Source organism: Roseicyclus sp., assembly GCF_965662675.1.
Lineage (GTDB): Bacteria > Pseudomonadota > Alphaproteobacteria > Rhodobacterales > Rhodobacteraceae > Roseicyclus.
Genome location: NZ_CBFIIK010000102.1, coordinates 1 through 9,876, shown reverse-complemented (window position 1 = coordinate 9,876; position 9,876 = coordinate 1). Strand labels below are relative to the sequence as shown.

Genomic DNA, 9,876 nt, shown 5'->3' with positions numbered 1-9,876 from the left:
TCCTGCCGCCGGCGGCCCCCGATGGGGTGGTCGACGGCGAAGAGACGGGCGAAGAGATGGGTCTGGGCTATGACGACAGCAACGCCCCGACCGATGGCGGCGGTGACCAGATCACCAATGACGACGATGTGATCGACGGCAATGGTGGCGACGACACGATCAATGCCGGAGGTGGCAATGATACGGTCGATGGTGGCCTCGGTGACGATGTCGTCAATGGTGCCGAGGGCGATGATATCGTTGACGGCGGCGCGGGTGACGATCTTGTCACCGGTGGCGCGGGCAACGACACCGTTCTGGGCGGTGACGGCGATGACGAGTTGCGTGGCAACGAGGGCAACGACCTTGTCGATGGCGGTGATGGCAACGACTCGATGGGCGGCGCGGAAGGCAACGACACGCTGTTCGGTGGGGCCGGGGCGGATACGCTTTCGGGTGGCTCGGGCGATGACGAGCTTTATGGCGATGCCGGTAACGACACGCTCAACGGCAATTCGGGCAACGACTTCATCGAAGATCTGGAAGGTGACAACCTGATCAATGCCGGTGTCGATGGTCGCCCCGATCTTGGCCTGCCCTTCCTCGGCGGCCCGGATGCAGACCCGAATGACGACCGTGACACGGTCTTCACCGGGGCTGGCAATGACACGATCCTGACCGGCGACGATGCCGATCTGATCGAAGATACGGGTGGCGACAACGTCATCGATGCCGGCTTTGATGACGACAGCATCGTGACCGGCGACGGAAATGACCGCATCGTCGGCAACGAAGGCAATGACGAGATCATTGCCGGCGGTGGTGACGACACGATCTTCGGCGGGGTTGATCCGGCCTTGGTCGATGACGTCGACCTTGTCGATGCCTCGTCGATCCTGCCCGATCCGCTTCCGGGCAACGGGAAAGACACAATCGATGCAGGCGCCGGCAACGATCTTGTCTTCGGCGACGATGATGACGACTCGATCTTCGGCGGTGACGGGAACGACACGATCGATGGCGGTGTCGATGACGATGTCATCTCGGGCGGGCGTGGCGATGACGTGATCATCGGCGGCCAAGGCGCGGATGACATGTCGGGTGATATCGGTGACGACACCTTCCTTGTCGGCACCTTTACCGCCCCGAATGGTGAGGTCTTCACCGAGGGTCTGGGCGACACCATCTTCGGCGGCGAGGATGCCGACGGTAATGATGTCGACACGCTGGACCTGATGGGAAGCGGCCCGCTGCGGATCGACTATGACGATACCGATCCGACCTTCGACGCGACATCGGGTGTGGGCGAAAGCGGCACGGTCACCTTCTTCACCGATGCGACCCAGACGACTGTCGCAGGCACGTTGACCTTCGCTGAAATCGAGAATGTCATCCCCTGCTTCACCCCCGGCACGCTGATCGCGACGCCGAAGGGCGAGGTGCCGGTCGAATCCCTGCGCGAAGGGGATCGGGTGATCACGCGTGACAATGGTATCCAAGAGATCCGTTGGGTCGGGAACCGGACGCTCAGCCGTCAGGAGTTGGCGCGCAATCCCAGCCTCAAGCCGATCCTGATCAAGGCTGGAAGCCTTGGCCAAGGTCTGCCCGAGCGCGATATGGTCGTCTCGCCGCAGCACCGCTTGCTGATCGCGGGTGATCGGACCCAGCTCTACTTCGACGAGAGCGAGGTTTTGGTCGCGGCCAAGCATCTGGTGAACAACATGGCGATCCAGACGATGGAGACCCTTCGGACCACCTACATCCACTTCATGTTCGACCGTCACGAGGTCGTGCTGTCGGATGGGGCATGGACCGAAAGCTTCCAGCCGGGCGACCAGACCTTGGGTGCGATGGGCCAAGATGCGCGCGATGAAATCGTGGCGCTCTTCCCCGAGCTTGCGACCGCCGAGGGTGTGGCCGATTACGCCGCCGCACGCCGCGCGCTGAAGGCGCATGAGGCGAAACTGCTGCAGCTGTGATCCAAGAGGGCCGGGGTGCGAACCCCGGTCATTCAAGACACGGACAGGGAAGGGCGGTCGCATGCGGCCGCCCTTTTTCTATGCTTTCCGGTTTCGCGCTTCATGCCAGAGCGCCCAATCCTCTGGCGTATCGAGATCGACGCTGGCCCGCGCGTCGGCCAAAGGCAAAAGGTTCACCCGCGCAGCCTCATTGGCAAGGATCGCTTTCGCGCCTTGGTCACCTCGCAATTGGGCCAATGCAGGCAAGAGATCGGCAGGAAACAGGACAGGATGACCCGGCTGGCCTTGACGGGTTGCGGCTTGCAAGATGGCGGTTGGTGCATGGGCGCCAAGCGAGACCATGAGGTAAAGATCTTGTGCCGTGATCTCGGGCATGTCGGCCAAGACGAGCAGCACCGGCCCATTCAGCCCGGCAATACCGGCCCGGATCGAGGCGGCCATACCGTCATCTTCGGTGGCGGTGACGATCTCGACCGCCAGATCGGCAAGCGCGCCATGCCGTGCAGCTTGGTCGGGGCCAAGCACCACGCGCACCGGCACCCCGGCCTTGCAAGCGCGCGCCGCCATCAGGCGTAACAACGGCTGGCCGTCGATATCCTCCAACAGCTTGTCGCGGCCTTTCATGCGAGATGAACGGCCAGCGGCAAGCAGAAGTATTGTCGGCGTGGTCATGCCCGCATAGGCGCAGGCATGGGTGATCTGGTCAAGCCGCCAAAGCGGCGCTGCGCCGAAGGCGCACAACCCGGCTTTATGCACGCATGCGTGGATCGTCCCAAAGCGGCGCTGAAACAACGCGGGCTTTGCGCATCTCGCCCAAGATCTCGATCTCGACGGCCAAGCCCTCGACGATGCGTTCACTGGGTAGAAAACCCGTCGCGACGGATTGGCCCGTCCAATGCGAATACCCCCCCGAGGTGCAGAACCCCACCACCGCACCGTCAAGCCAGATCGGCTCATAGGCCACCACATCGGCATCGGCGGCATCCACCACGAAATGGGCCAGTTTGCGGGCAGGGGGGCTGGTACGCTCGGCCTCGGCTAGGCTTCGGCCGATGAAATCGGTGTTTTTCTTGAACTGGATGAAGCGGTCAAGCCCGGTTTCGGCGGCGGTATAATCGGGCGAAAACTCCCGCATCCACGACCCGAAGAAGCGGTCGAGGCGCAGCGACATCATCGCCCGCATGCCGAAGGGTGTGATCCCGAACGCCTGACCCTTGTCCCAAAGCGCCTGCCAGAGCGCGCGCTGTTCCAGGGCGTCGACAAAGATCTCATAGCCCAGATCGCCAGTGTAGCTCACCCGTTGTACGATGGCGTCCGACATCCCCACCACCATGCGCCGCACATCCATGAAGCGGAAAGCCTCGGCCGCGACATCGGCGCTTGTGACACAGGCCAAAAGATCGCGCGCATGCGGCCCCGCGATTTGAAAGCCCGTGCGCCGGTCCGAGACATTCACCACCCGCACATCGCCCGAAAGATGGGCATCGAACCAGCGCATATGCATGTCTTGCGCGCCATAGCTGGCGGTCAGCTGAAACTCTGTCTCCGACAGGCAGGAGACGGTGAAATCGCCGATGATCTTGCCCTTTTCCGACAGCATCGGCGTCAACGACAGCCGCCCCGGCGCGGGGATGCGGCCCGCCATGATCCGGTCAAGCCATGCGCGCGCATCACGGCCCGTGACCGCGTATTTGCCGAAATTCTGCAACTCGTTGATGCCGACGGCTTGGCGCACCGCCTTGACTTCCCGCGCGGTCGCCTCCCATGCGTTGGAGCGGCGGAAGCTGGGCGTCTCATACCGCACCTCGCCGGGGGCGGCGAAATAATTGACCACCTCAAGCCCGTATTGCGCGCCCCAGACCGCGCCCATCGCGTCGAATGTCGCGTAGATGGGCGTGGTGCGATGTGGCCGTGCGGCGGGCAATTCCTGATTGGGATAAACCACCGAGAAGCGGGTCTGGTAGTTCTCGATCACCTTGGGCAGCGTGTAGCCCGGCCCGATCCAGCGGCCGAAACGGGCAACATCCATCGCGCTGACATCGCGCTCGGCCTCGCCCTCGATCATCCATTGCGCCAGCATCAGACCGACACCGCCACCTTGGCTGAACCCCGCCATCACGCCGCAAGCCGACCAGTAGTTGCGCAAGCCCGGCACGGGGCCCACCAGCGGGTTGCCATCGGGGGCAAAGGTAAAGGGGCCGTGGATCACCGACTTCACGCCCGCGCGTTCCAGCACCGGGAAGCGGCGATAGGCAAAGGCGATACTATCCTCGATCTTGTCGAAATCATTGGGCAACAGCTCATGCCCAAAGGTCCAAGGCGTGCCATCGACCGCCCAGGGGCGGCAGGGTTGCTCGTAAAAGCCGATGCACAGCCCGCGACCCTCTTGGCGCAGATAGCTTTCGCCGGCCGGGTCCATCACATGCGGATGCTCGGCGCCCGCATCGAGGATCGCCATGATCTCGGGCACCTCTTCGGTCACGATATACTGATGCTCCATCGGGTGCAGCGGGAGGTAGCAGCCCGCCATCGCCGCCACCTCGCGCGCCCAAAGGCCCGCGGCATTGACCAGATGCTCGGCATGGATCGTGCCCTTGTCGGTTACCACATCCCAAGTGCCGTCAGGGCGGGGGTTGGTGGCGATGACCTTTGTGTGCAGCACGATTTCGGCCCCGCCCATCCGCGCGGCCTTGGCATAGGCATGCGTGGTGCCGGACGGGTCCAGATGCCCATCGAGCGGGTCGTAAAGTGCGCCCAAAACGCCATCTACATTGGTGATGGGTGATAGTTTCTTGATCTCGTCTGGGCCGATGATGGCGGTGTCATTGCCCATGTAGCGATGCTTGGCGCGTTCCGCTTTCAGCATGTCGAAGCGTTCGGGCGTGTCGGCAAGCGTGATGCCACCCACATGATGCAGACCGCAGGACATGCCGGTCAGCTCTTCCAATTCGCGATAAAGGCGGATGGTATAGCCTTGCAATGCGGCCATATTGGTATCGCCGTTCAGCGTGTGAAACCCCCCCGCCGCATGCCAGGTGGAACCCGAGGTCAGTTCCGAGCGTTCGAGCAGCATCACATCCGACCAGCCCAGCTTGGTCAGGTGATAGGCAACCGAACAGCCGACGACGCCGCCGCCGATGATGCAGACACGCGTTGTGGTTTTCATGTGATCCTCCTGTCCCGCTTTGGCGCATCAAATGCAGGGCCGCCGGGGGCCCGCATGTCAAAAAGCGACAAAAGCTGGCTTGCTCGCACCGCCCCGTCAGCCGAGTTTGCGCACCTTGAGCTTGGTCAGCCGGTTGCGGTCGCGTTCGGCGACCTCGAAGCGGAAGCCGTGGAAGCTGAAGCATTGGCCGACCGAGGGGATGGTCTGCGCCTCGTGGATGACAAGGCCCGCGACGGTATTGGCCTCGTCATCGGGAAGTTGAAACTCGGTTGCGCGGTTGAAGTCGCGAATCGTCATCGCCCCGTCGATCACGAAATTGCCATCGGCCGCGGGGGCCAGCATGGGCGCGTCGGGGATGTCGAATTCATCGGTAATCTCGCCCACGATCTCTTCGAGGATATCCTCGAGCGTGATCAGGCCGCGCAGCGCGCCGTATTCGTCGACCACGAGCGCGAAATGTGTGTGGCGCTTGAGAAATTGCTTGAGCTGATCGTCAAGCGTGGTGGTTTCGGGAATGAAATAGGGTTTGACCGCAACATCGGTGATCTTGAAGCCCTTGATCCCGTCGATACCCTGCGCATCGGGGCCGCGCACCAGCTGGTCGATGGCGCGCAAGAGATCCTTGGCATGGACGACGCCCACGATATTCTCTTGATCGCCGCGATAGACGGGCAGGCGGGTATGGGGCGATTGCAGCGCTTGGCTGAGAATATCCTCGGGCTCGGCATCGGCGTCGATCATCTCGATGCCCGAGCGGTGCAGCATGATCTCTTCCACGGTGCGCTCATGCAGATCGAGCGCACCCAAAAGCCGGTCGCGCTGCTCTTTGCCGACGCGCCCCTCGGAATGGCCGAGCGAAAGCGCGCCCATGATCTCTTCGTGGACCGAGAGCATATTGGCGCCCGCGTCGATCCGGACACCGAAAATCGCCAAGACCGCGCGCACGACGTAACGCACCACGGCGACGACGGGCGCCATGACCGCGATGACCAGCGCGATGGGGCGGGCGACGCGCGAGGCGGTCCGTTCAGGGTCGTTGATTGCATAGGTCTTGGGTAAAACCTCGGCAAAGACGAGGACAAGTGCCGTCATCACCAAGGTTGCAAGCGCCACGCCGCCTTCGCCGACAAGGGTGGTGAACAGTGCCGTGGCAAGCGAGGTCGCGAGAATGTTGACCAAGTTATTGCCCAACAAGATCCCGCCGATCAGCCGCTCGCTATCTTCCTTGAGTGACAATGCCTTTTCCGCACCTTGCGTGCTTGCCTCGCTTCGGTCGGCCATCGAGCGCAGCTTGCCGCGCGATGCCGCGGTCAACGCCGTTTCCGAGCCCGAAAAGAAGGCCGAGCATAACAGCAGCAGCACGATCACCGCGGCGGTGATCCATGTCGCAGGGTCGGACAGGCCGGCGAAAGTCTCGGGGATGGTGTTTTCCATGCCGCGGTTATGGGGCTTGGCGGCGTTTGCTTCAAGATGCGGCGCATCGGCAAAGGCGGTGCTGTTGCAAGGGGGGCGCTGCCCCCCAGCCGCCTTTGGCGTCTTCCCCCCGGGATATTTTTGAAACGAAGAAGTCGCTTAGTCTTTGGCGAGGGGGTGGTTGTCGAGGACAAGTCGCTTGAGGCGGTCATCGAGGATATGGGTGTAGATCTCGGTCGTGGCGATGTCGGCATGGCCGAGCAGGGTTTGGATCGCGCGCAGATCGGCGCCGTTGTGCAACAGGTGGGTCGCGAAGGCATGGCGCATGCCATGGGGTGTGATGCGGGCGGGATCGAGCCCGGCTGTGGCGGCCAACGCCTTGATCAAGGTGAAAAACCGCACCCGTGTCATATGGCCTGCCGCCCCGTGGGACGGAAACAGGAAAGCCGATGGTTTGGTACCGCTTTCCAGTTTGCGGATCTCTTGGGCGGCATCGCGGTGGCCAAGCCAGAGCGTGATCGCCGCCTGTGCAGGGCGCGACAGCGGTACGAGGCGTTCCTTGTTGCCCTTGCCGCGGACCAACAGCATCTGGGGCGCGCCGCGCACCGCGCTGGCAGGCAGGCTGACCAGTTCCGACACGCGCAGGCCGGTGGCGTAGAGAAGTTGCATCAAGCAGGTGTTGCGCGCGCGCTCGGCGGCGGTTTTGCCATGGGTTTCAGCGGCCGCAAGCAAGGCATCGACCTCGGCCATGCCAAGCGTATCGGGCAATGTGATGCGTTTGCCCGGTCCCTTGATCTGCAAGGCGGGATTGTCGCTGCGCCAGCCTTCTTCATGGGCGAAGCGGTAGAGTTGCTTGATCGCCGAGAGGCGGCGGGCGCGGGTTGCGGGGGCGAGTCCTGCGGCATCGAGCTGGGTGAGATAGGCCTCGAGCATGGCGCGGTCGGCGTCGGCAAAGCCGCTGCCGCGTCGTTCCAGATAGGCCTGCACATCACGCAGGTCGCGCTCATAGGCCAGCTGTGTATTGCGCGCGGCACCTTGTTCGGCGGCCTTTGCCGCGAGAAATGTCGCGATCCAGCGCCGATGCGTAGCGGCGGTCATTGGCGTGGGGCCTCGGTCAGCAACAAAAGCTGCAGCGCGGCGCGGCGGGCGATATCCTCGAGCCCGACGCTGCGCAGCAAGGCGAGGGCATCGGTGATGTCGGATGGGTCGCGTGCCTTGTTCGAAAGCACCAGCGTGGCGCGCAATATCGCCTCACCCAAACGATCATTATCCACGAACCACGCATAGCGATGCGCGGGGGTGGGATCGGTAAAGGCAGCGGCCACGGCGCGCATTGTCAGATCGGCCTCGGGCGGCGGAGAAGCGGCTTGGCCGCGGGCGATGGCGAAGTGAAACGCCTCCGCGCGGTTTTGCGGAAGCGCCGATTGCGCGACGACTTCATAAAGTGGCGAGAGCAGGCCGATCCTGCGGGCCAGCAAGCCGGTTTCACCGACCAAGGGCAGGCGCAGCAGCCGCTCGGCATAGATCTCGGCAAAGGCGGTCTCGAGGCCCGCGGCCTGCATCGCCGCAAAGGCAGAGGTCAATCGTGCGCCCGCCTGCAGCGGGTCGCCCGCCAAGATCGCGGCATCGAAGCGTTGTAGCGCGCCCACCCTGTCCCAGACCCCGCCCGATGCCGAAGGCACCCGTGATGTATAGATCGCAAGCCATTGTCCGGCCGAGATTGCGCCCGCGCGCATCAGCCTTTCGCTGGCGTCAAGCTGCGCATGCCACCCCGCCAGATCGGACAGATCGGCATGGGCGAAGATCAGCGGGAGGCCAGTGGTTGCGGGGCGTTCGCCGATGGCCACGCGCATCTGGAAATTGAGCGGGGTCAAGCCCGGATCGGGGGGGAGGGGGGCGGAACCTTCGAATAATTCGGGATCGAGAAAGCGCGCGATCAGATCGGCCTCGGCCTCGGTCAATCGTCCAAGTGCAAAGCCCGTGTCGAGGCTGAGCGCGGCTGCCGCCCAATCGCCCGAGCGCGCGAGGCACAAGATGCGGGCGGGCAAGGTGGGCGCGATGTCGGGATTGGCCGCCATCGCCTGACAGGCGCGGTCGGCATGCCCGGTCATCAAGGAGACATCGAACCAGCGGCGAAACACCTGTGGGCTTGTGGGGCCGGCGCGTTCGATCAAGGCTTGTGCCTGATCAAGGGCGCCGCGTGCCAAAAGCATATCGATGCGCGCCAAGAACAGCATCGCCGCATCGTTCGGGTCTTGGTTCGGTGGATCAAGCTCGGCCAAGGCAAGTGTTTGGGTAAAGCTCTGGACCGCTGGCAGCCCTTCGATCGGCTGGGCGCGCAGCAACCGCGCCAAGGTCTCGGGTTCCGACATGCCCCAAAGGCCCGGCGGCAAGCCGGTGATGCTGGGCGGCAAAAGCCCGACCGCGTCAAGTGAGAGCGCGCCCAGTGGCATGACGCTGATGCTGGGGGCGACGACAGAGGTTGCGACATTGGCATGCGGGCGGGTGACTGTATCGGAGAGCCAATCAGGTGCGGCGATGACGGGCAGATCGGGCATCGGGGGTGCGGCCCCGTTGCTGCCTTGAGCTGGGGCGAGCTGCGCCTGCGCGGGGATCGCCAGCCAAACCGCACAGCCCAAGCCGATCATAGCCTGCTTAATCGACATCGAGTTCCACCGGGGCGGTCACGCTTTGCTGCGCCGGCACGAGGTATCCTGAATAGGAATAGCCGATCAAACCAAGCACCCCCAGAAGGAGAACCACCACAAGAAATCTGATCACGCGCCGCATGCTCTTTGCCTTTGCCTTGTCGTTGGCCCGCTGGCCTTTCATGGAAAGGTCGCGGATCGGCGTTTGCCGCCGTTCTGATTTCCTTATAAGCCATGCGAGGCGAAATTGCGCCAGTCACCGAAGAATTTTTTGAACAAATGACCGAGACGACCACATCCTTGCCGAAAATGCCCCATGCGCGGCTGCTGCGCAGTGTCGTATTGGTTGGTATGATGGGCGCGGGCAAGACGGCCGTGGGCCGCGTTCTGGCGCAGCAGCTTGATGTTGATATCCGCGACTCGGATGCCGAGATCGAATCCTCGGCCCAGCTTTCCATCGCCGAGATCTTTGCGCGCTACGGCGAGCCCTTCTTTCGCGAAAAGGAAAGTGCCGTCATCGCGCGGCTTTTGGCGGGACCGCCGTGTATCTTGTCGACAGGTGGCGGGGCGTGGATGTCTCAGGCCAATCGCGCCTTGTTGACGGAAAATGCCGTTGTGCTGTGGCTCAAGGCGGATCTGGAGCTGTTATGGCAAAGGGTGCGTCACAAGAATACCCGGCCCTTGCTGCGCA

General features: G+C 63.2%; 8 protein-coding genes. 2 read left to right on the top strand and 6 right to left on the bottom strand.

What is annotated here, in order from left to right; genetic code table 11:
- A partial coding sequence (locus tag ACTG4J_RS12775) for a Hint domain-containing protein (RefSeq protein WP_439140075.1) occupies positions 1-1,958 on the top strand: 1,958 nt, incomplete at its 5' end.
- 78 nt (positions 1,959-2,036) lie between these two features.
- On the opposite strand, the gene ACTG4J_RS12770 is transcribed toward ACTG4J_RS12775, so the two are convergent.
- The 6 genes from ACTG4J_RS12770 to ACTG4J_RS12745 all read right to left on the bottom strand — a co-directional run bounded on the left by ACTG4J_RS12770 (position 2,037) and on the right by ACTG4J_RS12745 (position 9,318).
- The gene (locus ACTG4J_RS12770; protein ID WP_439140073.1) at positions 2,037-2,630 is read right to left on the bottom strand and encodes a nucleotidyltransferase family protein; all 594 of its coding nucleotides are present in this window, start codon (positions 2,628-2,630) and stop codon (positions 2,037-2,039) included.
- A gap of 76 nt (positions 2,631-2,706) precedes the next feature.
- A complete protein-coding gene (locus ACTG4J_RS12765; protein ID WP_439140071.1) occupies positions 2,707-5,124 on the bottom strand; it encodes a GcvT family protein in 2,418 nt (805 codons plus the stop codon).
- Between the two features lie 96 nt (positions 5,125-5,220).
- On the bottom strand, positions 5,221-6,558 hold the full coding sequence (locus ACTG4J_RS12760) for an HlyC/CorC family transporter (protein ID WP_439140069.1): 1,338 nt from the start codon (positions 6,556-6,558) through the stop codon (positions 5,221-5,223).
- Positions 6,559-6,696: 138 nt separating this feature from the next.
- Positions 6,697-7,635, bottom strand: coding sequence for a tyrosine recombinase (locus ACTG4J_RS12755; protein WP_439140067.1), 939 nt, complete (start codon positions 7,633-7,635; stop codon positions 6,697-6,699).
- The gene (locus tag ACTG4J_RS12750; protein ID WP_439140065.1) at positions 7,632-9,203 is read right to left on the bottom strand and encodes a hypothetical protein; all 1,572 of its coding nucleotides are present in this window, start codon (positions 9,201-9,203) and stop codon (positions 7,632-7,634) included. Before ACTG4J_RS12750 ends, ACTG4J_RS12755 begins: the two co-directional genes overlap by 4 nt.
- Positions 9,193-9,318, bottom strand: a complete 126-nt coding sequence (locus ACTG4J_RS12745) for a hypothetical protein (protein WP_439140063.1) — start codon at positions 9,316-9,318, stop codon at positions 9,193-9,195. The genes ACTG4J_RS12750 and ACTG4J_RS12745 overlap by 11 nt, the downstream gene beginning before the upstream one ends.
- 146 nt (positions 9,319-9,464) lie before the next feature.
- On the opposite strand from ACTG4J_RS12745, the gene ACTG4J_RS12740 reads away from it, so the two are divergent.
- A partial coding sequence (locus tag ACTG4J_RS12740; RefSeq protein ID WP_439140062.1) for a shikimate kinase occupies positions 9,465-9,876 on the top strand: 412 nt, incomplete at its 3' end.

Coding starts and splice junctions, on each gene's coding strand:
- ACTG4J_RS12770 (WP_439140073.1), bottom strand. CDS start 2,630: ATGACCACGCCGACAATACTTCTGCTTGCCGCTGGCCGTTCATCTCGC.
- ACTG4J_RS12765 (WP_439140071.1), bottom strand. CDS start 5,124: ATGAAAACCACAACGCGTGTCTGCATCATCGGCGGCGGCGTCGTCGGC.
- ACTG4J_RS12760 (WP_439140069.1), bottom strand. CDS start 6,558: ATGGAAAACACCATCCCCGAGACTTTCGCCGGCCTGTCCGACCCTGCG.
- ACTG4J_RS12755 (WP_439140067.1), bottom strand. CDS start 7,635: ATGACCGCCGCTACGCATCGGCGCTGGATCGCGACATTTCTCGCGGCA.
- ACTG4J_RS12750 (WP_439140065.1), bottom strand. CDS start 9,203: ATGTCGATTAAGCAGGCTATGATCGGCTTGGGCTGTGCGGTTTGGCTG.